Genomic DNA, 23,255 nt, shown 5'->3' on the forward strand with positions numbered 1-23,255 from the left:
AATTATGAAATTTTGTGAGTAAAAATTTCAGAATAACATTGTCATTGAAATTGTTATTGCTTATTCTTCTTCCGCATTCGATAAATATAATACCAAATTCCAGCAACAAGTATGTATGGAATTACCATTAAATATACAATTCCGTCATTTACGGCTTGTGCTTTTACGGCATTTCCCTCACTGGTCAGAGCCGCGCGACACATCGCACATTGAGCATAAGAACAAATTCCAAAAAAGAAAAAACAAATTCCAAAAAGAACAGTTTTTAATCTAGAATTTGGGATTTGGGATTTTAGATATTGCATTTCCCCTTTTTCACTTCCTGCTTCTAACTCCTGACTTCTAACTTTAGTTAACATAATATGGAGAAATCATTAGATATACAATAACTCCCGTAACTGCTACGTACAACCAAATTGGAAAAGTTATTTTGGCAATTTTTTTATGAGCGTCGAATCTTTCGGACAAAGCACGAACATAAGATATAAGTACTAAAGGGATAACCGCAACAGATAATAAAATATGCGATATTAAAATAAAATAATAAATAGGTCTAATTATTCCTTCGCCACCGAATTTGGTAGACTCTGAGGTCATATGATAAGCAACATACATCACTAAAAAAACAATAGACAATACAATTGCGACCGTCATCAACTTTTTATGCAAGGCTACTCGCCCATCTTTAATAGACAATACAGCAGCAACTAAAACAACAGCTGTTACTCCATTTATAGTAGCATAAATCGGAGGTAAAAAAGAAAGTGGTTCGACATTATACCCAAATTCTTTCAATTTAACTCCGAATAGAATCGCAACTACTACTGGAATTAAAATAGACACTACAACAATAAACGTATTGAATCTTTTTTCGATTGATTTATCTTCCATAATTATTCTTTTAATAAAATTGCTATGTCCTGCTGAATGTCTCTAACGCCTTTTTTATCCAAACCGTCATAATATAAAATTGGGTTTCCAAACTCGTCTTTTCTACAACGAATATTACCGTTTTTGTCGATTAAAGCGAACAAGCCTGAGTGTTCAAAACCTCCTTTTGCCTTATTGTTTTCGCCAGCATACAAATTAAAACCTTTATTCGAAAGATCAAAAATATAAGCTTTGTCACCTGTTAGAAAATTCCAATTGGATGATTTTACTCCTAATAAATCGCGATGCTCTTTCAAAACAGCAGCAGTATCGTGCTCGGGATCGATTGTGATAGAAACTAGTCCGAAATTCGGATTTCCGAAGAAAGTCTTTTCAATTTGCAACATACTTTGATTCATCTTAGGACAAATAGTTGGGCAAGTCGCGAAGAAAAATTCCAAAACATAGACTTTTCCTTTATAAGTTTCATTGGACACTTTGACATTGTCTTGATTCACTAATTCAAATTTGGGAGCTGGACCAATCGTTTCCAAACTTCCAGTATTTGTAGTTGCGTTCGAGACTTTGTCTAATCGGTCACCTTTTACCACTTCATTATTCTGAAACCGATCTACAATTTTAGGAACGGCATAAATACCGAAAACTAGGATAATAAAAGAAATTCCGATGTATGATTTATTTTTAAACATTACAGTATAGATTAAAGTTTTTTAGAAGCATTATGATTTTTCTTGAGAGCCGCTCTATATTCATAAAGAATAACCTTGAAATCATCCAGCATCTCGTTACTCAATTCCGAAGGATGAAAAGTATTGTACCCTTCTTTGTACCCTTTTTGTTCTTTTCTTCCGCGGAGGTTTCTTTCTTTGTCAACAATATAAACGTTGGGAGTGCCAAAATGTGAATCTAGTTTTCCGGCTAATTTCAGTTGGTTGTAAAAGGATTGTATCTCTTCTGTAGAAGTAAATACAAAATGCCATTGGCTTACATCGGTATTAGCGCTTAAAGCATCTACAATTCTTTGCGCGTCCTCCTCTGTTCCTAGCGGGCAAACCACTACAAATTGCAAATCTTTGAAACTGTGATAGCGTTGGTAAATTTTTGCGTTTAGATTAAAATAATTACCGCGATTTTTTAAAATATCCGTTCCGGAAAAACCCAATATCGATATTTTACCGTCGAGACTTACTTTTTCATTTTTGAGAGATTTCCAATTACCGAAATCGGCTACCTTGGGAGTGATAACTGGTAATTTTGTAAAACTATTAACTCCTGACGCAAAAAAAAGGTAGGCTACAATTGGTAAAACAAAAAGAACGAAGAGAACAATATTTTTTTTCATAATTGTGCCAAGTAAATAAAGTGTAAAAATAAAAAAAGGCACGCAATGCGCACCCTTTTTATTGAATTAATATTTTGTTAAAAATTCCACTTGATGGTAGAATTCTTAAAAACCTCGAATACATAATTACCTTCAACTAATAAAATGAAAAGCAAATAGGCAACCAAAAAAATCAAGGGAGCAATAACAGCATATCTTAAAGATGATTTCTCCCCTTCCATATGCATAAATGCATAGACAATATAATAAGCTTTAACACCTGTTAAAATAATAAAAATCCAGTTCAACAAGTTCATACCTATTAAGCTATTATTGTGTAAAGATGCTGGTTTAATAATTCCCAGAATTACCTCAACGATTGTAATTATTGACAATATTCCAAAAACTGTCCAAATTCTTTTTGTGTTAGAAACGTGTTCGTGTGACATAATAATATCTTTTTGTAAATTAAACTAGATAGAAAACGGTGAATACAAATACCCAAACTAAATCAACAAAGTGCCAATACAATCCCACTTTCTCCACCATTTCATAGCTTTTTCTTTTCTCGTAAGTTCCAAGCAAAACATTGAAGAAAATAATAATGTTAATGATTACCCCAGAAAATACGTGGAATCCGTGGAAACCAGTAATGAAGAAGAAGAAATCACCAAATAATTTGCTACCATACTCATTTCTAGTAAGATTTGCACCTTCGACCACCAAGGTCGCGTCTTTCAAACGCAATTCCGATTCCGCTCTAGTCAGAACTTGCTTCTTCTTGTCGACAATAGTTTCTGTTCTTACCAAAATATTAGGATGAGCTTTGAAACCTGCTTGAACTTCAGCAACCGAATAAGATGGCAAAGTAGCTTCGCTCATAAACCATTTACCTTTATCTCGAGTCAACTGTTCTCTTTCTTCTGGCAAAGTAACAGCAAAATCGGCAAGAGCAACTCTATGCCCTTGTGTATCCACAAATTGAAGTAAACTTCCTCCTTTGGTTTCAACAGCGCCGAACTCTCCTTTGATAAAGTTTTTCCACTCCCAAGCTTGTGAACCAACGAAGATCAAACCTCCAATGATGGTTAAAAATAGATAAACGACTACTTTATCTTTTTTCATTTGATGTCCTGCGTCTACAGCAAGTACCATTGTTACGGATGAAAAAATCAAAACAAAAGTCATAAATGCTACATAAAGCATTGGTTGAGGATTACCGTGCATAAACGGAACGTGCGTAAATACCTCATCGGCTAATGGCCAAGTTTCAATAAATTTAAATCTTGAAAAACCATAAGCGGCAAGAAATCCTGAAAATGTTAATGCATCTGATAGGATAAAAAACCACATCATCAATTTGCCATAGCTAGCACCCATTGGTTGGTTGTCTCCACCTCCCCAAACATTTTCTCCACTATTTGCAGTTGTTACTGTACTCATAAAAAAATTTTAGTTAAAAGTTTTCAAATCTACAATTTTTTCTTATTCAAAGAAAAATAAAAATAAAAATAAATAAATCCACAATAAATCCAGAAAGTGCCAATACATAGCACCTAGTTCAATCCCAAGAGTTTCAGATGCATTATATCTGCCTTTCAATTGTTTGAATATAATAATAAAAAGCGCGATTAATCCTCCTGCAAGATGCAACAAATGCACAAGAGTTACAATATATAAAAATGTTGTTGTAATCGAACTTTCGGCTCCGGTAAAATAATAACCACTTTCAACTATTTGTCCGAAACCAACAAATTGTAAAACTACAAATAACACTCCTAAGGTTAAAGTTGCTAATAAAAATGAAGTTGTTGCTTTTAAATGGTCCTTTTGGATTGCTTTCTTTGCCAAATGAAATGTAAGACTACAACCCATTATAACAATCGTACTATAATAAAATGCGGTTGGCAATTGAAAATCTTTCAACCAATCGGCTCTAGATTTACTTACCACAAAAGCACTTGTTAACCCAGCAAACATCATAATCATGCTGATCATGGCAAACAACAACAGCAATTTGTATGATCTAGCTGTTCTTAATTTATGCTCTTCGGCGGTCATTGTAGTTGTCATATCTATCTTAAAATTTTGTCAAATATATAAATTAATTGTAATAATGTAATATACGAGACACTTACTAACATTAAAGTTCTCGCGGCTTTAGCAGTTCTTAATTGATATAATTTTACTGCATAAAAAAGCATCCAAAGGCCAAGCAAAAACACCAAAACTGTGGCTACTGGCGAAATAAATAATTGTCCTGTATAACCCAGAGAAGGCAAAAGTGAGGCTACTATTAACCAAACGCTATACAAAATAATTTGCAAAGCCGTTCCTTTGTCCTTATTTCCAGTAGGCAACATAAAGAAGCCTGCTTTTTCATAATCTTCATATAAAAACCATCCTATCGCCCAAAAATGCGGGAATTGCCAGAAAAACTGAATCAAAAATAATGTCCCTGCTTCGATACCAAAATTACCTGTTGCAGCCACCCAACCCAACATAAAGGGTATCGCACCAGGAATCGCTCCAACAAAAACAGATAAAGGCGTTAGGGTCTTTAAAGGCGTATATATACTTGTATACAAAAAAATTGAAATCGCACCAAACATCGCTGTTTTCGGATTAATGGTATAAAGTAAGGCAATCCCAACTAGGGTCAGGACACTTGCAACAACTAAAGCCAAATTTGGCGCCATTCTTCCCGAAGCAACTGGGCGATTCTTAGTTCGGTCCATCAAGGCATCAAGGTCTTTCTCAATAACTTGATTATATGCATTCGATGCGCCCACCATACAATAACCACCGATTGCTAATTTTAGCAAGATCAGCCAATGCAAGGATTGAAAATCACTTACCCCCAACAAAAATCCGGCAATTGACGAAAAAACAACGCTAATAGCCAAACCAGCTTTTGTGATTGCCTTGAAATCGACGTAAATGGATTTAATGGAAATGGTATTTGACGAACTATTCAAAGTCTATTTTTTAAAACTTTTGCAAAAGTAGTTTATCAAAAGGGAATAGGCAAAAAACAATTCATAAAAAAGGAGAAATATCATTTCAAAAACGAAAAAGTTTGTTTATCCCTTTTTTTGAATCAGGGTTTCTTTACAATACCCCTTTTTCACTTTCTGAAATCGGATTCTTTTTTCGAAACTCCGACATTTTATCGTAAAAATTCCCGGAGATGGGATAGCCTCTTTTTACTAGTTCGTCGTAGGCCAATACTACCGAATTCGGCTCGTATTCTTTCCAAAAGAAAATCACATAACTTAGGTCAAGACTTGAAATAGCCTCAATAGATTCAATTTCGATAGTTTTCATAAAGTAGTTTACTATTTACGGCACAAACATAAATGCAATAAAATTGACTTCCTTACGGGTTTCCTCATTTTGGGGATTTTTTTTTAAAATAAAAAACCACAACTTTTGTTTATCTTTGTTTTGGAAAACAATTTTACACATCTTAAAATACAAAATTATGCAACCTATTAATATCAAGGCATATACTCAAGATACTTCACAAATTGAGGCGGTAAAAGCGTTTATGAAAGCTTTAAAAATCAAGTTTGAGTTAACCAAACAAGATGATAATTCTATTTTTATTGATGAAATTCAAAGTAGCCTAAATCAAGTTCAGGAAATGAAATCGGGGAAATTACCTAAACAATCTGCCAAAGAATTTTTGAATGAACTATAATGTAATTCCAACACCAGACTTTATAAAGTTTTTCAAGAAACTCTACAAAAAATATCCTTCACTAAAAAATGATTTAGCTGAACTTGTTGAAAAACTTGAAGAAGATTACAACATTGGTGGAATAGCTTTAGGAGGCAACTTATATAAAATCAGACTTGCTGTTGAAAGCAAAAACAAAGGAAAATCTGGTGGTGCCAGAGTAATTTATTTCTTCCTTGTCCAAAATAACGAAATTTATTTGATTCATATTTTCGACAAAAGCCAGTTCGAAAACATCCCTAAAGAAACTTTATTAGAACTCCTTAAAAATTCAGACTTGATTTAAAGTCATAAAACTCAGCGATTGCTCTGTTTTATCAATTCAACATTCACAACGCTTTTTTTGACAGAAGCATTAAACCTTATGAATTATGAGAGTTACTTATTTTGACGATTCTGACACCCTTTTGGTTTATTTTAATGACCATAAAATTGTAGAGACTAAAGAACTCAACAAAAACACCATTATTGAATTAGACGAAAATGGAAACATTGTTTCACCTATGTAAATGAAAATTATCTGGATAGTTTTTTAGGAATTTGGTTTGAAGCCGTTCAAGAAAATTCATTACCAAATTTATTGCTTTTCAAAAACATTCTTTTGTGTCAGAAAGCATTTAACGAAAATAATATTCCAAAAGCATTACAATATCTGGATATAGCAACAACCGAATTAAATCATTCTAATAATGAAATTCATTCTATTTTAAAAGCAAGAATTGGGGTTTGGGAAATGATTTTAAAAGGAAATTCATTTGCAATTAACGACTATTTCAACAGATTGGAAAACCCGTTTGACATTGCTGATTTTGCAGTTATCGCAAGCCGATTGCTTTGGATTTACAAATCAGACAAACAAAATATAGACTTCCTAGAAACAATAAACATTACTGTTTTTCCTGTAGTAAAGAACTATTTTCAAAAAGGCAGATATAATGTTTTGCTCTTGACTATATCTATCAATTTTTATTTAAAACAGGATTTCGAAAATGCTCTAAAAACATTCAAATTAGTTGACCACAATGCCTTTACTTATGACATTGTGAATATTGACTTCTATAATCCTTGGATTGAAAAATTAAAAAATATTTGAAATTCAATTTACATATTTGAATTGAAAATCTAATAATCAAAATACCAATTAAACACATCCGAGCGAATGCCTAATGAAAACCAAGTAGTGCTTTCGTTGAAAACGGTTGTAGTATTTTGATTTGGGTTGAAGTTTCTATAAATAAAACTACCAAAAAGTTTCATATTCGTCATTGGATTAACCAAATATCCGGCTTGCAAATCGGTGATGAAAATATTGGTTTTGTTTCCTTGTCCTACTTTCACACCCGAATCATAAGGTCTATTGACATCGTAATCTTTGTAGATATTGCCTCCGTAATTAAAACTATCCGCTGTTGTATCAAAATCCAAGCCTTTGGCGCCAAAAGTAATCTTAGCATCAGCATAAAGCCTTCCTTTGTGGTAACGACCAATCAGCAGAAGCTCTTGGAAATTTGCTCCCCAAGGATGCCCGATGCTTTGATTGTTGTGGCCGTAATTGGTAATCGGCACGCTATGCGAATACACATACGGACGAACGTGGTTGTATTCTAACTGCAATAATAAATGATCCACCTTGAAAGCATTGAAATATTTCACACCTAATTGATAGGCAAATTTATTTTTCCAACTGTTCTTCTCATCTTTTACCTCTCCAAGTGAAAACTCATCCAAAAGGAACTGCCCATAAAGCGTCACATTATTATTCCATTTGTATTTAGAACTCAAACCCAAAACGGCATTTCCTGTTCGAGCCGAGGAAGCAAACTCAACAGAGCGATAAAAAATAATTGGATTCACAAAATGCATGTCAAATCCTCTATTATTAGTATCGGTCCAAATAACGGATTCGAAAAGACCTAAATTCCATCGATTTGTAACATTCAAACTCAAATAATGGTTTGCCATATATTTGGTTGCATACGTACGTTCGAGAGTCACTTCGGGACGCACATCTTTAAGCCACATATAGGTATTTGTGTATTTTATTTTCCAAAAATTAGTATTGATTTTAAAATACGGATACGGACTTGCGCCATCAGTTTCGAAAACAGATCGATAGCCGTCGCCAATAAAATTGCGACCATAACCCATTTGCAAATCGATAAATTTCGCTGGAGCAAAAGTCAAATTGGCATCAGCCGAAGGGAAATCATAGGCATCGGTTTTGAAATCTTTGGCAATCCCAATTCCGGGAATAATGGCTGGGTTCCCGCCTGCAGGCCTAATAGATTCGGCATATCGATTGTAATAATCGGCGAAACGTCCTTGGCTTTCATAAATAGTTGTGGTAAAATTAAGTTGTTTTCCTAATCCTCCGCTAACATTGATTCCGCGCGTGTTAATGAATGTATTGACTTGCTTTTTCCCCGAAGCTGTTCCAACTTGCAAATCGAAAATGGGATTTACAATAAACCAATAGTCTTCGCCTTGCAGTTCGACCAAATTTTCATTCCATAATTTTCGTCCCCACCAGCTGCTTTTGTTTTTCTTAATCTTTTCGTTCTCTTCGACTAGATTGTAGTATTTGGCCACCTCAACATAAGTATAAGGCTTAGAAGCAGTGTGATTATTGGCCCCAACTTGATTCATTGCAGGATCAAAATGAGCATAATAACTGTGCGAAAAAGGCACATTCAAATGACTGTTATATTGTGGATTATTAAACTTTTTATAAACAATACTATCCAATTCAGTCAGTTGCTTTGGAACTACTTTTGCAGTTGCTGCCACAGCGGCGGCTTCGGCAGTTTTTTGCTCAACACTTTTTAGCGGTATCGCAATGGTAATATTGTACTGGGAAAAAGTAGGCTTCCCATTGTAGGTGGCAGGCTTTATCTTTGGGAATTTAGCAAAAACTCTTTTGGCTTCCTGATTCAAGGCTTCGTCAACAGTATTGACATAAATCACTTTGAAGACACCATTTTTATCGACTTCGAAAAGTACTTTTACATTTCCTTTGAAATTGGTTTGAGTCAAGTTTTCAGGAACTACAAAATTTTGAAAAACAAAATCCTGCACTTCATTGTAGAAACAGTTCTCTAAGTCTTTGGATTGTAAACTCTCACAGTTCGGAAAAATAGGGAATTGATCGGCGGAAAGTACCGATTGTTTTGAGCTAGTAGCAACATTTTGAGATGACGCTATAAAAGCGAAAAGTGACAAAAACAAAGTCAGTATTCCTTTTTTCATTTATGTTTTTGTTTAATAACCGCCGTCGGCTTTTTGGCCGTTTGCAATGGCTTTTGCCCCAGATGTACCTATTCTTTTTACCCCTAAACGAATCATTTCGACAGCTTCTTCATAGGTTCTCACTCCGCCAGCGGCTTTTACTGGAAGTGGATTTGCGTTTTCAAGCATTATAATAATGGCGGGAACAGTAGCTCCGTTGGGAAGATTGTTTTCGGTTTTAAAAAAACCTGTTGACGATTTCACGAAAACCGAAGCGTAATTTTCTTCTTTAAAATGAGTAATAACCAAGTTTTTGATCAAAGCCGAAAGTTGCATAATATGTTTATCGGTGAGCGCTGCCACTTCGATAATCCATTTTACAACTTTACTGTTTGCAAGACCAAATTGCGTACATTTCAGGATTTCCTCTTTTACCAAATCAACATTTCCAGCCTTGAAAGCTTCGTAATTACATACAAAATCAAGGTCGTCTGCTCCATCTTGAATAGCCTGGTTGGCTTCGGCAAGTTTAGCTTCTAATCCACCTTTTCCTTCTGGAAAATCGATTACAGTTCCTATTTGAACAGGGGATTTAGACTCAGTAATCATTTTATTGGCTAAAGTCACGATGTCAGGTCGAATCATAATGAGTTTGAAATTCTCATCTATAGCTTCTTGAATAAATTCTTTTGCAATAATGGTATTTTCAGCCTCTGTAAGTCCAGCTTGCGAAGGTGTTTTTAAATAAGTCGAATCTAAGTATTGCTTAAAATTCATTGAGATAACCTATGATTGTTGAATTAAATTTTGTCTACAATTCGGGTGCGTGCATTTAACAAAAGAATTGTAATTACTACAAGACTTGCTCCCACTGTATTAGCTAAAACATCAATTACATCTGCACTTCTCGTCAGTGTAATATATTGCTGCATCAATTCAATTGAAATTCCGAATAAAAGCGAAAAAACAAAAGACCAAGTCAACGGTTGAACGATAATCGAGCTACTTAATTTCTTTTTAAAATACAAAAACCACAACGTTGTAAATACAAAATGAAATATTGCGTGTACAACTTTGTCAATATAAGGTATGTTTATTTGCGGAATATCTTTGGCGTTTTCCAAACAAAAAAACAATATAACTCCGGTCCAAAACAAGGCTGCAGCTAAAAATATCTTTTTACGCACCAATTAATTCGTTGTAAGATTCACTAGAAAGAAGCGAATCTATTTCTGATGGAACAGATATTTTTATTTTAATCATCCACCCTGCTCCATAAGGATCGGTATTTACACTTTCTGGATTGCTTTCCAAGTCATCATTGAATTCAACAATCTCTCCAGTCAATGGCAAAAATAAATCCGAAACTGTTTTTACTGCTTCTACAGTTCCAAAAACTTCATCTTTATCCAATGTTTGGTCTAAAGTTTCTACTTCAACATAAACAATATCTCCTAATTCTTTTTGTGCAAAATGAGTAATTCCTACTGTTGCAATATCACCATCAATGCTTACCCATTCGTGATCTTTTGTGTACTTTAAATTTGCTGGTACGCTCATAATTATTATAGATTGCAGATTGCATTGATTACAACGCTAATCTTTGATTATAAATTAATAGACTTTAGATATTTCGATGATGATTGCTATAGCCTACTATATTGAAAAATTCATAGGGCAAATGTAACAATCTTCTATTCAAAAATTGCTCTGAAATCAAAAAATTAATTTCCGAAATTATATCGAAGCGTAAACCCTGAACGAACGTTTGTCAAAGGGAATGATGTCGATACAACGGCTTGCGAAAAAGCGTGATCGTAATAGAAAATCGCCGTCAGGTTCTTACTAAAGGAATAATCGGCCGTTAATTTTAATGACCAAATATCTTGTCCTCCGGCTAACTGATTGTTGTCGTAATCTAAATACCTAACGATTGTTTTATTGTTTCGATATGAAAAATCGGCTTTTATAATAATATCACTTTTTATAATTCCAGTTGGATTATCGGCAAGGCTTGATGAAAAAATCACGTCCTTAATCCGGTATCCCATTCCCACAATATACTCCACTCCCTTAACCTCGGTCAATAAATTATTATCAAAACTCATCGATAATGCACGGTCTTTTTTGACTTCAGTCAGAATTTTTAATGAGTTTTTCAGTTCGAAATCCATTCTTAACAAAGGACTAAATTGCTCGACTAAATTTACGTTAGACATGATAGTTTCATTGTAATAATTCCCGCTTAAATCGACTCCGCTTGGATTTTTATCATATTCGAAATTAGATCGAAAAGCACTAATAGTATAGGCAGCTCTATAATTTTGAAGTAATGAGAAACGCTTGAAATTAGTTTTGAAAAAATTATAGCGCATCAAACCATTGTATTTAATTGACCAGTTAGGCACTGGAAAACTTTTGAAGATTCCCAAAGAAACACTTGAGGCATCTTCGCCCGAATAAGCCGCTAAAAACGCAGGCAGCAATACTGCTTGGTTGTTTTTTCCAAAACCTTTAGGATAACCTTCGGCATCAATATTGGCCGGATTACTGATGTCAATTCCTCTTTCGACAGCAAGTCGATTGGCGATAGGCAGTCGATTGCTTCTAAAATCGTCGAACGCTGCCGAAGAATTTTCGTCACTTTTAGAGAATGATGTTTTAATCAAAATTGTTGAAATCGCAAACATTCCATAATTATAAGGCGATCTAGAATTATAAATTCCGTTACTTACATCGTATTGTTCTGAAAAATTTTCTGAATAGGACCGGTCTAATGACAAATCAATTTTTAAATCAGGCAATAAATCAATATTTACCGTTGATTTAAATATTTCGTTATTTACTTGAGTATAATTTTGGTTAAAGTCCGGATAAGCTGTAAGCCAACCGTTCTTTGCCGCTTCATATCTAACATCATCTTGACTACCAAAAATAAATCCGATGGTAGGTTTTGAAGTCCCAAAAAAGCCTACTCCAGGTGTATAACCCGGTAAAACGGTACCACTGTTTTTGGTATACGTTGCTTGGATGGTTTTGACACTAGTCAGCACACCTATCAAACCATTTACAAAATCATTCTTTCTTGGCTCCAAAACATTGGTGTTAGTCAATTTTTCTCCTGGTTTTGGCGCTGTTTTTGGTTTAGGTTTTAGTTGTGAACGCTTGGTCAATCCAATATATTTATAAAACAAATCCATATTCATATTGGCATTCAAATTATGAGAAATCGCATTCTGGACTGTATTTCCAAGATTATAATCGACACCTCCAATGTTAATCTCAGACAATGCTACTGACGCACGTTGCCAACTATAATCACCAGTATAGGAATAATTGGCTTTCAAGAAACTAAATACTGGGATTTTGTCTAACGGGATTTCGTAATTCATCACCAATTGTTGCATATGGAAATTCGCCTGTCCCACATTCAAATAACTATCCCATATGGTCAAATCATCATTTGGAACATTATCTTCGTTAAGATAATTTTTTACAATATTGGTTGAAGACGCCTTGTAATTGAATTTCAGATTTTTAGTCAAATTATAATTAAATCCGTAATTGTAATTAAAAGCATAGTTCCTTCTGTACAATGGATCAAGTCCGATTCCTTGTACATCGACTTGCCTGAATTGTTGACGATTGTACTGTCTAATAATATTGGTATTGAAATTGATATTGGTTGGCAAATAATTAAAATTGAAGTCGCTCAAAGCTTTCCAATAGGTGCTTTTCTTAGTAAATTTTGATTTCTTAAACGGTTCAACCGGCTTCGGCTGAAAACTAAAACCATAATCTACAGCAGTACTGGACTCCTGATTTGTAAATTGTTCTATTTCGTAATCATGGTGTTCCACTTCATTAAATGATTGAGAAAAGGTAAAGTTTTCTATATCGTATATGTGTTGCTTTTGTGCCTCTCCTCTATCTTTTCTTACACCAATAAAATTGATACTTTTTCTTTTGGTATAATCAACTGCTCGATTTTTGATATTGTCTTTTTCATCCGCATCAGTAGTATTGTCTAACAATTGTTTTAATTTGATATCCGCATTAAAAGGATCGTATTCAGGAGTAATCGTTTCTTCTCCAACAGCAAAATTGAATGGCAAATTAACTTTCCATTTTGGTGGCAATAACTTACCTAAACTGAAATTTGTTACTATATTATATTGCTGAGTATCTTCACGATTTCTGTCATTTGGTCCTTGTTCTATTCCTCCGAACCCGATCGTACTTTTTCTCCCTGAGGCAGAAATAGTAGCAAAATCAGCAAAATTGGTATCTACATTCAATACTGCAGCCATACCTTTGCTGTTATCCATATCGGCAACACGTAATTCATTGAACCAAACTTCCCCTTTTATATTCTGACGTAACTCATTGCTTTTTACCCCTAGCATTAAATTTCGAACGTAACCAAAATTAGGATTTCCCTTGATACCAAGTCTTAATTTGTTAGGCTTTCCAGCCAATGAAGGATCCAATTCATCTTCATTTTTATAATAAATTCCATCCGGTGGCAAGGTACTTGGATCTATGCTCATCGCTTCAATTTTCAGTTGCGTCAATAGAGCTAGTGACAAATCAATTTCATTATCGGTTGGCCAAACGGTTTCAGCGCTCAAGGCTCCGCAATTTGACCCTACGGAAGAGGCAGCTTGCGTTACTTTCAGGGGAATTTCAATTTGGTAAAAGTTTTGATTGAAGTCATTTCCAAACCGGATAAACCCTACCATTTGATTATCTACAAGAGCGATCTCGCCTGGTAAAGATTCAGCATGCAAAAACATTTTCAATTTTTTAAACTGCCGCATATCGACGCTTACGTTTTTGAAAACAGCTCTGGAGTCCTCTGCTTCTAATCCATTACCGGATACCCTTAATGATAATGATTGCTCATTCTGATTGATTACAGAATTGGCATTGAACAACTGTTCCTGTTGCACTCCAGGAGGGATAACGTAATTGATAGGACATCTATCATTATTTTCTTGAAGGTTTACGGCCAGTACATCAAGAGTTGTATTGTCATCGTTTATATTAGGATCATTGGCGTCAAGTGAATTGGCGTATCTTCTCCAATCGCCTCGAACTAAGTCTAAGGCACCAAAACGCACGGTAATATTATCATTGAAACCCGTCATAAACATCCTCATAAAACGAATAGATCTGAAATCGGATATATTACCAATAGTATTTGTTGGTTGCGCTACAGGAATTTTAAACTGAATCCATCTTGCATCCGTTACTTGCCCATTGTCCATAGTGATTTGGGTATTCCTAATATCGGTTATATAGTTTTGACCAACGGCCATATTCGGTTTCATATCAACACTATATTCGTAATAGGCATTGATGGTGTTCATTGTATTGTCCCGATTGATATCTTCAACATCTGGTTCGGCTGTTGCAGCTCTATTGGCATCATTGATATCTACTGCAGAGTTTCCTTCAACACCATTATACAGTTTGTATCGGTCAATAATCCCCCCTGTTGTGTTCAAATAATATTTGTAATCATCTGCTGCTGGATCGGGTTCCGACGCATAATTGGTATAAATTGCCCCTTCCTTTGAGCCTGGTAAACCGTCGAGACCTAAATCCTGATTGGTACGATTTCCAGCATTAACATCAAAGGCATAAATCAAAGATTGAGATGCAGGAACGTCTCCCCAAAGTGGTTGCGGATTTACTTTTACTTGATCTGGCCCCAATCCGTTTTCGTATTGTTTTCTTCCATCTTTCAAAATATCCTCTGATATTTCACCTAAGTTGAAATAAATCTTTCCAGTATTTGTCTTTGGTATTTCACCTGCTCCAACATAAGGATCCAATATCCAAAACTGAATGTATTCGACATTTCCTTGCTCGAAATTGGTCGAATTCAAAGAACGCATGATACCTCCAAAATTGTCTTTAGCACTTGCCGAAACATTCGTCGCATTATTATACATTCCCCTTTCGGTTGGAAAATAAGTCAAGTCTAAGGTATTGACCACTTGAGACTGGCCTACTGCAATATCTGTAAGTGGGTATAATTCTTCACTAAAAATTCTTCTTGTGGTATTCAATGACAGATCATCATTCGAAATTCCAGATGGTTTTGTTGTATAAAAGATAGGGTCAATAGTGTACCAAGCTAATTTTGCTCTTTTGAAACCATAACTTAAATCGTTGGCAGTGGCATTAAAATCATACTGACTTTCAGCATCATTTAAAGGCGTCGATGACAATTTCCAAGCAAATGGCGAACGCATATCGATCGTAGATTGCGATCCTTCAAAATCATCGACATAAATGGTTGATTCGCCTTGGAAGCTGTTTCCCTTTGGATTCTCAGGTTCCAAAAAGGCAATTTCTCCACGTACCGAAAGGTTGGAAGGTGCATCGGTATCGATGTTAGGTAATTTATTGACCAAACGAGTAAAAAACGGAATCTCAGATGAATAGTTTCCGTTGAAACCATACATACTATTGTTTACAACCTCTTGTCCAAAACTGGACTTTTGAGTAAATGGTCTTTCATTTAATTTCAAAAAGGTCGCTCCAAGCAAAAATTTATCCGAGATTTGATGTTCTACATAAACACCAAAAAACCGTTTGGTTTGCTGCCCAAAAATGGAATTATTTTCTAATGAAACACTGATAGGTGTGTTCGAAGCCTGAAGCGACGGATCGAGAATTTGAACTCGTCCTAATTGATAATTTACACTATAATCGATACCTTCTACCAAAACTCTTCCGCCGGCAGTCACTACCACAGAGCCTCTTGGAACGTTGAAAGCTCCAATTGGAATTCCGTCTCCTCCCGTGGATTTGTATTTTCCTCTAAGCAAGAATTTATTTTTGTCAGCATCTTGCAATGCTCCGGCTTGTGTATTGGCATACATACTCCGGAAAACATACTTCTTTTGATTTGCATTATAAGTGTTACTATCTTTATAATCTTCACCAGCTCCATTAGATAATTTTGAGAATAGCAAAGCCCCAAAAGGCTCTTTGGTGCTAAAGATGATTCTACCGTTTTGAGTATCGATAGTAAGTCCTTGCATAAAATCGAAGAAACCATCACCGCCAGTTTGCGGGTCATTATTGAAATTCAATTTATCTAAATTGAACACTTTCAATAATGGCGTTTCATTGACTTCATTTCCTGGAGTTGGATTTGGCGGAAACGTGCTCCCTGTAACAGGAGTAATATAATTAATTGGAGAAGGATCGGTATAAAGAATATTGAACCTGAAATTTTCTTGTTTCAACTGATAAGCTCCTGGAATTTGATAAATGTTTTTCATCATCAAGTTCCACACCGGATTTTTAACATTGGTCAAATTACTTTTCAACATTTTCAAAACCAAACTTTGAGAAATAATTGCTTGATCCGCTACTGTAGTTCCTGTAACTAGAGTTGCATCAACACCATCATTTCCAAATTCCCCTACTTGATATACTTTGTCACCAATTGTATATTGATAGGCTACAGCAAGAACTTCGTCATTGGCAAGCCTTTGTTGCAAGGAAATATACCCTAATTGAGGATGAAACGTATATTCGTTTGCATTCAATTTTCTAGCATTTTCTAACTTACCATAGTCAGCACCTTCATTGACAGTGACATTAAAACCAGAACCAGAAGTGGCAATTTCACGAATATTCTTATTCAATAAACCGGTCCCAGTGTCTATTTGCGCCGGATCAAAATCATTGTTGGAGTTGTCTGCAGGCGAGTCGATAGGATTGTTGAACATCCCCGTTGAAGGATCTAAAACTACGACTTCACTATCTTGCAAACCGGACAATTGCGCCTCACCTAAATCTTGCAGTGCAATAATATTCCTCAAGTTATTGTTGGTCGTAGTAACTCTGTTTTGCTTATTAGTAACCCATATTTCAAGCCTCGTAATTTGAGCTCTGCTATCAATAAAAGGGTAATTTTTCAGCGCTGCATCGTATTTATTTCTAAAATATTGCGAAAGGAAAAAGTGTCTGTCATTATCGTAATCTAAGGCGAATAATTCGAAGTCTTGAACCGTCCCACCGCCTTCAGCTACGACAGTTTTGGTTTGAGATTTTTGCTCCGAGAAAACACCAGTGATACTTGTTTTGCCAAATTGCAATTTGGTTTTTACCCCAAACAAACTTTGAGCCCCTTTTATCAAAGAACTATTCAGAGGCATGTTGACATTTCCGACTTCAATTTTTTGAATAATGTCGTCCTCTGTCGGGGTGTATTCCAACTTGACTAAATTTTGAAAATCAAAAGTAGATTGAGTATCATAATTGATGTTTACGTTCAGTCGGGTACCAACCTTACCCATCAAACTCATACTAATTCTCTGATTGAAATCGAATGCAGTTACTGACCTGTTTCTCGGGGAAAAAGCCGGATTATCTTGTTTGGTATAACGAACACCAAAATCCATTTCGACGGATCCCGTTGGTTTAATGTCAATGGTATTACTTCCGAAAATCGATTCAAAAAGTCCTGACTTTATATAATATCTTGGCAACAAATCTTTCTTTGCCTGCTCACTTAAGCCTTTTTTTCCATCGATAGCATCTAATTTATCCCTAAAATATTTGCGCATCGTTTCTTTCCTTACTCTGTCTTCATATTCTTTTGGAGTTAAAATAGAAGGATAATTAGTAGGGAAGTCACCAAAAGTTTTGGATAATATATACATTCCTGTTGCAGGATCGTAGACATAAGCTTGAACAATACTTTGTGGGTCTTTAATTTCGATTTTTCCTGTGTAATAGCCCTCCTTAATTGTATCTTGTGGGGCTGGATTTACTTGAGCCTGTGAAACAAAACCACACAATAATAGAATTAAAAACGCACAAATTTTATACACGCAAGAATCTTTTTTAAAATAAAATAACTTCAACTTTATAAGTTTTTTAAAGCTTGCTTAATAATAAATTCAACTGTACTCTCTGGAGCATCTTTAATAATTTTTTCGACCACCCTTTCGGATGCTTTGCGAACAAAACCTAAAACCTCCAAAGCAGATAACGCTTCATCTCTATTTGTATTGCTTTGCGACATCGAAACTTCGTCTAAATCGTATAATTTTAGGACTTTTTCTTTCAAATCAAGTATTACCCTTTGAGCGGTTTTACTGCCAATGCCTTTTATAGATTGAATAGTTAATACATCGCCTGAAGCAATTGCATTTGTAATTTGTTTGGGATCTAATGAGGATAACATTGTTCTTGCAATACTTGCCCCAATTCCAGAAACAGACAATAACAATTTAAAAATTTCTCTTTCTGATTTTTCTACAAAACCAAACAAAGTATGGGAGTCTTCTTTGATTTGAAGATGAGTAAATAATTTGATATAATCCGTTGCTGGAAGCAAAGAATAGGTGTGCAAAGAAATATTCACATGATACCCTACTCCGCCGCAGTCGATTACAACTTGAGTCGGTGTTTTTTCAACTAGTTTTCCTTGCAAATGTGCTATCATACAATGCTATAAATGTGTCCAAATATAACAAAACTTATATAAATTTTTGCCAAATTTATATAAGTCCTGCTATTAACTAAAAAATAAGCTATTTTTTAGTTTTTTTCTTTTCTAATTCTTGAGCATCAATTACTGCAATTGCTGCCATATTTACCATTTCTTCGACACTGGCGCCCAATTGAAAAATATGGACTGGCTTGCCCATTCCTAACATTATTGGCCCAATAGAATCTACCTTGTTCAATTCTTTCAAAAGTTTGTAAGTAATATTTGCCGATTCAAGATTCGGAAAAATTAAGGTGTTTACTTTCTTTCCAGCCAATTTTGAAAAAGGAAATTTGGCCGCCAACATATCTTGATTCAAGGCAAAATCAGCTTGAATTTCTCCATCAATTATCATTTGTGGATGATGTTTGTGCAAATATTCAACAGCCGCTCTCACTTTGGTTGCGCTTTCATTTGTGGAAGAACCAAAATTTGAAAATGAAATCATTGCAATAACCGGCTGAACTCCAAACAACTTGGCCACATTAGCAGTCATTATAGCAATTTTAGCTAATTCTTCGGCTGTTGGGTTGGTATTGATGGCAGTGTCTGACATAAACATCGGACCACGACTGGTCATCATCATATTGGTTGTTGCAATTAATGAAACCCCGGGCTCTTTTTCGATAAGCTGCAACATCGGTTTTACTACAGATGGATAACTTCTAGAATATCCTGTCAATAGCGCATCTGCTTCCCCTTGATTGACCATCATTGCTGCAAAATAATTTCTTTCGCGCATTAGATTCTCTGCATCAAATAATGAAATTCCCCTTCGTTGTCTGGTTTTCCAATAGGCTTTTGCAAATTTATTTTTCCTTGCAACCTCTTCTTGCGTTTTAGGGTCAATAATAGGCAAATCGGCATCAAAACCAAGTTCTTTTTTCAACTCCATGATGATATCTTTTTTTCCTAACAAAATAGGGAACCCTATTCCTTCTTCGAACACAATTTGAGCGGCTTTCAGCACATCCAAATGATCTGCTTCGGCAAAAACAATGCTTTTGGGATTCGATTTAGCCCTATTGATGAGCATTCTAACCATTTTATTTTCGCTTCCCATCCGATCCAAAAGCTCTTCTTCGTATTTATTCCAATCGTGTATTGGATTCTGAGCTACACCAGACTCCATTGCTGCTCTTGCAACTGCAGGAGACACTTTGGCAATTAATCTTGGATCAAATGGTGAAGGAATAATATAGTCGCGACCAAAGGTTAGTTTGGTTGCTCCATAAGCAATATTTACCTGCTCAGGAACACTTTCTTTGGCCAAAGCTGCCAGCGCATGAACGGCGGCCATTTTCATTTCTTCGTTTATTTTGGTTGCCCGAACATCCATTGCTCCTCTAAAAATATAAGGAAACCCAAGAACATTATTCACTTGGTTAGGATGGTCAGATCGACCTGTCGCCATAATAATGTCTTTTCGAGTGGCAATAGCTAAATGATAATTAATCTCTGGATTAGGGTTTGCCATAGCAAAAACAATAGGGTTTTCTGCCATTCCCAATAACATTTTCGGAGTCATTATATCGCCAGAGGATAATCCTAGAAAAATATCAGCACCTACTAACGCTTCTTCAAGACTCATTGGTTTTTTATCTGTGGCGTAGGCTAGCTGCATTTCGGACAAAGCAGGATTGTCTTTTGTCAAAACTCCTTTGCTATTAAACATAAGTATGTTTTCTACTTTTAACCCTAATAAAACATACATATTGGCACAAGCTATAGCTGCAGAGCCTGCGCCTGACACGACCATTTTTAAATCTTCGGCTTTTTTTCCGGCTAACTCTAAGGCATTGATCAAGGCTGCCGATGAAATGATTGCCGTTCCGTGTTGATCGTCGTGCATCACAGGAATATTTAATTCCTCAACTAATCTTCTTTCGATTTCGAAAGATTCTGGCGCTTTAATATCTTCCAGATTAATCCCTCCAAAAGTTGGGGCAATATTTTTGACTGTTTGTATAAATTCTTCAATATCTTTTGTTCCTACCTCAATGTCGAATACGTCAATCCCAGCAAAAATTTTAAACAATACTCCTTTACCTTCCATTACCGGTTTTGAAGCCTCAGGACCAATGTCTCCAAGACCCAATACTGCAGTTCCGTTTGATATTACAGCAACTAGATTTCCTTTTGAAGTGTATTTATATACATTGTTTACATCTTTGGCAATTTCTAAGCAAGGCTCAGCTACTCCAGGTGAGTAAGCTAAAGATAAATCTCTTTGTGTGGCGTGTTTTTTGGTTGGGACAACCTGAATTTTTCCAGGTGTTGGTTTTGCATGATATAATAATGCTTCTAGTCGTTTACTGTTCTTATCCATTCTTTAAAATTTTATTCTAACAATCAAAGATAAAAGAATTAGATTAAATAGTGGTCGTTTTTCGACTTCATTATAACACAAAAACAGATTCTTCTGTTTAAAAAAAAATAGCTGCAAAATTTGCAGCTATTTCTATTATTCTTTGATAATAATTTATGACTTTCCTCCACTTATATAGGAATCTAAGTACTCTATCGTTTCTTTTTGTAAATCTATTGTAGATTTAACCACATCTCCTATGGATATAAGCCCAACAATAGTTTCATTTTCTAAAACTGGTAAATGCCTAATTTTCTTGGTGTACATCAATTCCATACAATACTCTAAGTTATCGCTAGGTTTCACAGTAATAACATCGCTTGCCATAATTTCTTGAACCAACGTTTCTTTCGAAGATTTATCCTTCAAAACAATTTTTCGAGCATAATCTCTTTCTGAAAAAATTCCTTTCAAAACATTGTCTTCTACTACCAAAATAGCACCAATATTTTTTTCACTCATACTCACCAAAGCTTCATATACTGTAATGGTAGGTATTACAGAATAAATCTCTTTTCCTTTTTTTGCTAATATTTGATTTACTGTCATAATAGAATAATTTAATTAAAAGATAAAATTAGAATTTTTTTTTAATTAATCAACATCGTTCTTAATATTTTAAAATAAAACTATTGAACGGGAAACAAGCTTGCATTTCATTTATTTTGAATTGTTTCAATTTTCTTCCTTTGTTGCATTTCTACCTATTTTATCTCGAAATATATAAGTACCCTATTTTTGTCACCACATCACCAAGATATGTTTTGTATTTTATTACATAATAATAGGTACCACTTGCCAATTGTTCGCCAACTTTTATAGTAACTCTACCTTCAGAAGTCCCTTTAAATACAACGGTTTTATTGTCGTATCCTCTTGCTTCATAAACCATAACTCCCCAACGGTTCGTTAATTCGACTGTATTATCTGGGTAACATTCTATGCCCTCCAACAAGAAGTAATCATTTATTCCATCCTCATTAGGTGTCACTGCATTATAAACAGTTAAATTACAGCCGTCAAAGTTCAATACTGTTGGATTATCCTCAAATATGGAACTGTTATCAGACAAATCCTCAACCGTAACTCCTGCTGAAGATGTTCCTTTTGCTTTTGCTTGATTTTCAACCATCCCTGCTTTAATATCTTCAGCTGTAAGAACATAAACTGCTCTAAACGAAGAATTATCTCTGGCGCCAATTCCTAATGAAATAGGATCTCCTATAACCCTAAGACCTGGTTTTTGGTCAATAACCGTAACATTTGAAAGAGGTGTGTTTCCAGTATTCACTACTGTAAACCGATAGGTTACTGTCTCCCCTTGTTCAGCTCTACCATCATTATTATTGTCATCAAAATCTGCTGTTTTGATTAATGCTATAGATGGCTGTCTGGTCAATATCACCACTGTTGGATCATCAGGACCAGGCAATGCAGGATTATCCCAATCGGAAATATCAGTTACGGGCGAACCATCTGGTGCATCACCAATAACGATGGCAGAATTTACCACTCGCCCAGCAGCAAAATCTGCCGCTGTAATAGTATATGTTGCCGATGCCGTTCCTGTTTGTCCAGGAAGTAATAAATTAGGTGTAACAACAATTGGCGTTTTGCTAATCATTAAGTCATCAATATCAATATTAGAAACAGTTACATTTCCACTATTTTTAACTGTAAATACATATTGGATTATATCTCCAACAGCTCCAGTTCCTACCAATGTTCCTCCTTTGATTAAAGTTAATTGTTTCGATTGTTTTAAAGGTGTAACCGTAGGGTCATTTTTACCTATTAACGAGCTATCATCACTGTCCGATAAATTAGAAATTGCTTTTCCGATTTCTACATTTGCAGTTACTTTAGCTTGGTTGATTACTTTTCCAACATTGATATCGCTTTGAGTAATTACATAAGTAGCTGAATAGTTAGTGCTGTTTGTTGCTCCCGGAACCATTGTAGCTATCGAAGTTCCAGTAACCGAAACCTTTGGATCGGTAACTACAACATTGCTCAAGTTCATTGTGCCTGAATTGGTAACGGTGAAAGTATATTTAATTGTAGGTATAGGCGTTTAGGCCGCCCAAAAACGAAAATAGTATTACCTTTGTCAAATGAGTACAAGGGAGAAATTTATAGGTGTGAATTCAATAACATTTAACAAGCGATTTAAGGAAGATGCAGA

General features: G+C 35.2%; 22 protein-coding genes. 4 read left to right on the plus strand and 18 right to left on the minus strand.

The window, feature by feature from the left end:
* Positions 1-53: 53 nt before the first annotated feature.
* The 9 genes from ACIQ1E_RS00880 to ACIQ1E_RS00920 form a co-directional block, all read right to left on the minus strand.
* Complete coding sequence (locus ACIQ1E_RS00880) at positions 54-359, minus strand: hypothetical protein (protein ID WP_396167850.1); 306 nt, start codon at positions 357-359, stop codon at positions 54-56.
* On the minus strand, positions 349-891 hold the full coding sequence (locus ACIQ1E_RS00885) for a DUF420 domain-containing protein (protein WP_396167852.1): 543 nt from the start codon (positions 889-891) through the stop codon (positions 349-351). Before ACIQ1E_RS00885 ends, ACIQ1E_RS00880 begins: the two co-directional genes overlap by 11 nt.
* 2 nt (positions 892-893) lie before the next feature.
* On the minus strand, positions 894-1,580 hold the full coding sequence (locus ACIQ1E_RS00890; RefSeq protein WP_396167853.1) for an SCO family protein: 687 nt from the start codon (positions 1,578-1,580) through the stop codon (positions 894-896).
* Between the two features lie 11 nt (positions 1,581-1,591).
* Complete coding sequence (locus tag ACIQ1E_RS00895) at positions 1,592-2,233, minus strand: hypothetical protein (RefSeq protein WP_396167855.1); 642 nt, start codon at positions 2,231-2,233, stop codon at positions 1,592-1,594.
* A 77-nt stretch (positions 2,234-2,310) separates the two neighbouring features.
* On the minus strand, positions 2,311-2,661 hold the full coding sequence (locus ACIQ1E_RS00900; protein ID WP_396167857.1) for a cytochrome C oxidase subunit IV family protein: 351 nt from the start codon (positions 2,659-2,661) through the stop codon (positions 2,311-2,313).
* Positions 2,662-2,680: 19 nt separating this feature from the next.
* The gene (locus ACIQ1E_RS00905; protein ID WP_396167858.1) at positions 2,681-3,655 is read right to left on the minus strand and encodes a cytochrome c oxidase subunit 3; all 975 of its coding nucleotides are present in this window, start codon (positions 3,653-3,655) and stop codon (positions 2,681-2,683) included.
* 42 nt (positions 3,656-3,697) lie between these two features.
* Positions 3,698-4,285: a heme-copper oxidase subunit III gene (locus tag ACIQ1E_RS00910; RefSeq protein WP_396167860.1), complete on the minus strand. Its 588-nt coding sequence runs from the start codon at positions 4,283-4,285 to the stop codon at positions 3,698-3,700.
* A 2-nt stretch (positions 4,286-4,287) separates the two neighbouring features.
* A complete protein-coding gene (cyoE, locus tag ACIQ1E_RS00915; RefSeq protein WP_396167861.1) occupies positions 4,288-5,190 on the minus strand; it encodes a heme o synthase in 903 nt (300 codons plus the stop codon).
* Between the two features lie 133 nt (positions 5,191-5,323).
* Positions 5,324-5,539 (minus strand): hypothetical protein, encoded by a 216-nt coding sequence (locus tag ACIQ1E_RS00920; protein ID WP_396167863.1) that lies wholly within the window; start codon positions 5,537-5,539, stop codon positions 5,324-5,326.
* 157 nt (positions 5,540-5,696) lie between these two features.
* On the opposite strand from ACIQ1E_RS00920, the gene ACIQ1E_RS00925 reads away from it, so the two are divergent.
* The 4 genes from ACIQ1E_RS00925 to ACIQ1E_RS00940 all read left to right on the plus strand — a co-directional run bounded on the left by ACIQ1E_RS00925 (position 5,697) and on the right by ACIQ1E_RS00940 (position 7,047).
* Positions 5,697-5,915, plus strand: a complete 219-nt coding sequence (locus tag ACIQ1E_RS00925; protein WP_396167865.1) for a DUF2683 family protein — start codon at positions 5,697-5,699, stop codon at positions 5,913-5,915.
* A complete protein-coding gene (locus ACIQ1E_RS00930; protein WP_396167866.1) occupies positions 5,905-6,240 on the plus strand; it encodes a type II toxin-antitoxin system RelE/ParE family toxin in 336 nt (111 codons plus the stop codon). The genes ACIQ1E_RS00925 and ACIQ1E_RS00930 overlap by 11 nt, the downstream gene beginning before the upstream one ends.
* Positions 6,241-6,325: 85 nt before the next feature.
* On the plus strand, positions 6,326-6,463 hold the full coding sequence (locus tag ACIQ1E_RS00935; protein WP_396167867.1) for a DUF2283 domain-containing protein: 138 nt from the start codon (positions 6,326-6,328) through the stop codon (positions 6,461-6,463).
* Positions 6,464-6,555: 92 nt separating this feature from the next.
* The gene (locus ACIQ1E_RS00940; protein WP_396167869.1) at positions 6,556-7,047 is read left to right on the plus strand and encodes a hypothetical protein; all 492 of its coding nucleotides are present in this window, start codon (positions 6,556-6,558) and stop codon (positions 7,045-7,047) included.
* Positions 7,048-7,076: 29 nt separating this feature from the next.
* On the opposite strand, the gene ACIQ1E_RS00945 is transcribed toward ACIQ1E_RS00940, so the two are convergent.
* The 9 genes from ACIQ1E_RS00945 to ACIQ1E_RS00985 form a co-directional block, all read right to left on the minus strand.
* Complete coding sequence (locus tag ACIQ1E_RS00945) at positions 7,077-9,200, minus strand: gliding motility protein RemB (RefSeq protein WP_396167871.1); 2,124 nt, start codon at positions 9,198-9,200, stop codon at positions 7,077-7,079.
* Positions 9,201-9,212: 12 nt separating this feature from the next.
* Positions 9,213-9,956: a deoxyribose-phosphate aldolase gene (deoC, locus tag ACIQ1E_RS00950; protein WP_396167873.1), complete on the minus strand. Its 744-nt coding sequence runs from the start codon at positions 9,954-9,956 to the stop codon at positions 9,213-9,215.
* A 23-nt stretch (positions 9,957-9,979) separates the two neighbouring features.
* A complete protein-coding gene (locus ACIQ1E_RS00955; protein ID WP_396167874.1) occupies positions 9,980-10,366 on the minus strand; it encodes a VanZ family protein in 387 nt (128 codons plus the stop codon).
* Entirely contained in the window at positions 10,359-10,739 is a 381-nt protein-coding gene (gene gcvH / locus ACIQ1E_RS00960; protein ID WP_396167876.1) for a glycine cleavage system protein GcvH, read from the minus strand. The genes ACIQ1E_RS00955 and gcvH overlap by 8 nt, the downstream gene beginning before the upstream one ends.
* Positions 10,740-10,903: 164 nt before the next feature.
* On the minus strand, positions 10,904-18,040 hold the full coding sequence (gene sprA, locus ACIQ1E_RS00965; protein ID WP_396167886.1) for a cell surface protein SprA: 7,137 nt from the start codon (positions 18,038-18,040) through the stop codon (positions 10,904-10,906).
* A 35-nt stretch (positions 18,041-18,075) separates the two neighbouring features.
* Complete coding sequence (gene ruvA, locus ACIQ1E_RS00970) at positions 18,076-18,657, minus strand: Holliday junction branch migration protein RuvA (RefSeq protein WP_396167877.1); 582 nt, start codon at positions 18,655-18,657, stop codon at positions 18,076-18,078.
* 88 nt (positions 18,658-18,745) lie between these two features.
* Positions 18,746-21,031, minus strand: a complete 2,286-nt coding sequence (locus ACIQ1E_RS00975; RefSeq protein WP_396167879.1) for an NADP-dependent malic enzyme — start codon at positions 21,029-21,031, stop codon at positions 18,746-18,748.
* A 153-nt stretch (positions 21,032-21,184) separates the two neighbouring features.
* Positions 21,185-21,619 (minus strand): CBS domain-containing protein, encoded by a 435-nt coding sequence (locus tag ACIQ1E_RS00980; RefSeq protein ID WP_396167881.1) that lies wholly within the window; start codon positions 21,617-21,619, stop codon positions 21,185-21,187.
* Between the two features lie 160 nt (positions 21,620-21,779).
* Positions 21,780-23,138, minus strand: a complete 1,359-nt coding sequence (locus tag ACIQ1E_RS00985; protein ID WP_396167888.1) for a gliding motility-associated C-terminal domain-containing protein — start codon at positions 23,136-23,138, stop codon at positions 21,780-21,782.
* Positions 23,139-23,255: the final 117 nt, after the last annotated feature.

It is taken from the genome of Flavobacterium sp. (genome assembly GCF_044348915.1).
Lineage (GTDB): Bacteria > Bacteroidota > Bacteroidia > Flavobacteriales > Flavobacteriaceae > Flavobacterium.

Bases quoted from the DNA above. Each gene is read 5' to 3' on its own strand.
- gcvH (WP_396167876.1), bottom strand. From the start codon at position 10,739: ATGAGCGTACCAGCAAATTTAAAGTACACAAAAGATCACGAATGGGTA.
- ACIQ1E_RS00880 (WP_396167850.1), bottom strand. From the start codon at position 359: ATGTTAACTAAAGTTAGAAGTCAGGAGTTAGAAGCAGGAAGTGAAAAA.
- deoC (WP_396167873.1), bottom strand. From the start codon at position 9,956: ATGAATTTTAAGCAATACTTAGATTCGACTTATTTAAAAACACCTTCG.
- ACIQ1E_RS00885 (WP_396167852.1), bottom strand. From the start codon at position 891: ATGGAAGATAAATCAATCGAAAAAAGATTCAATACGTTTATTGTTGTA.
- ACIQ1E_RS00975 (WP_396167879.1), bottom strand. From the start codon at position 21,031: ATGGATAAGAACAGTAAACGACTAGAAGCATTATTATATCATGCAAAA.
- ACIQ1E_RS00920 (WP_396167863.1), bottom strand. From the start codon at position 5,539: ATGAAAACTATCGAAATTGAATCTATTGAGGCTATTTCAAGTCTTGAC.
- ACIQ1E_RS00910 (WP_396167860.1), bottom strand. From the start codon at position 4,285: ATGACAACTACAATGACCGCCGAAGAGCATAAATTAAGAACAGCTAGA.
- ACIQ1E_RS00980 (WP_396167881.1), bottom strand. From the start codon at position 21,619: ATGACAGTAAATCAAATATTAGCAAAAAAAGGAAAAGAGATTTATTCT.
- ACIQ1E_RS00925 (WP_396167865.1), top strand. From the start codon at position 5,697: ATGCAACCTATTAATATCAAGGCATATACTCAAGATACTTCACAAATT.
- ACIQ1E_RS00905 (WP_396167858.1), bottom strand. From the start codon at position 3,655: ATGAGTACAGTAACAACTGCAAATAGTGGAGAAAATGTTTGGGGAGGT.
- ACIQ1E_RS00935 (WP_396167867.1), top strand. From the start codon at position 6,326: ATGAGAGTTACTTATTTTGACGATTCTGACACCCTTTTGGTTTATTTT.
- ACIQ1E_RS00900 (WP_396167857.1), bottom strand. From the start codon at position 2,661: ATGTCACACGAACACGTTTCTAACACAAAAAGAATTTGGACAGTTTTT.
- ACIQ1E_RS00930 (WP_396167866.1), top strand. From the start codon at position 5,905: ATGAACTATAATGTAATTCCAACACCAGACTTTATAAAGTTTTTCAAG.
- ruvA (WP_396167877.1), bottom strand. From the start codon at position 18,657: ATGATAGCACATTTGCAAGGAAAACTAGTTGAAAAAACACCGACTCAA.
- ACIQ1E_RS00945 (WP_396167871.1), bottom strand. From the start codon at position 9,200: ATGAAAAAAGGAATACTGACTTTGTTTTTGTCACTTTTCGCTTTTATA.
- ACIQ1E_RS00890 (WP_396167853.1), bottom strand. From the start codon at position 1,580: ATGTTTAAAAATAAATCATACATCGGAATTTCTTTTATTATCCTAGTT.
- ACIQ1E_RS00895 (WP_396167855.1), bottom strand. From the start codon at position 2,233: ATGAAAAAAAATATTGTTCTCTTCGTTCTTTTTGTTTTACCAATTGTA.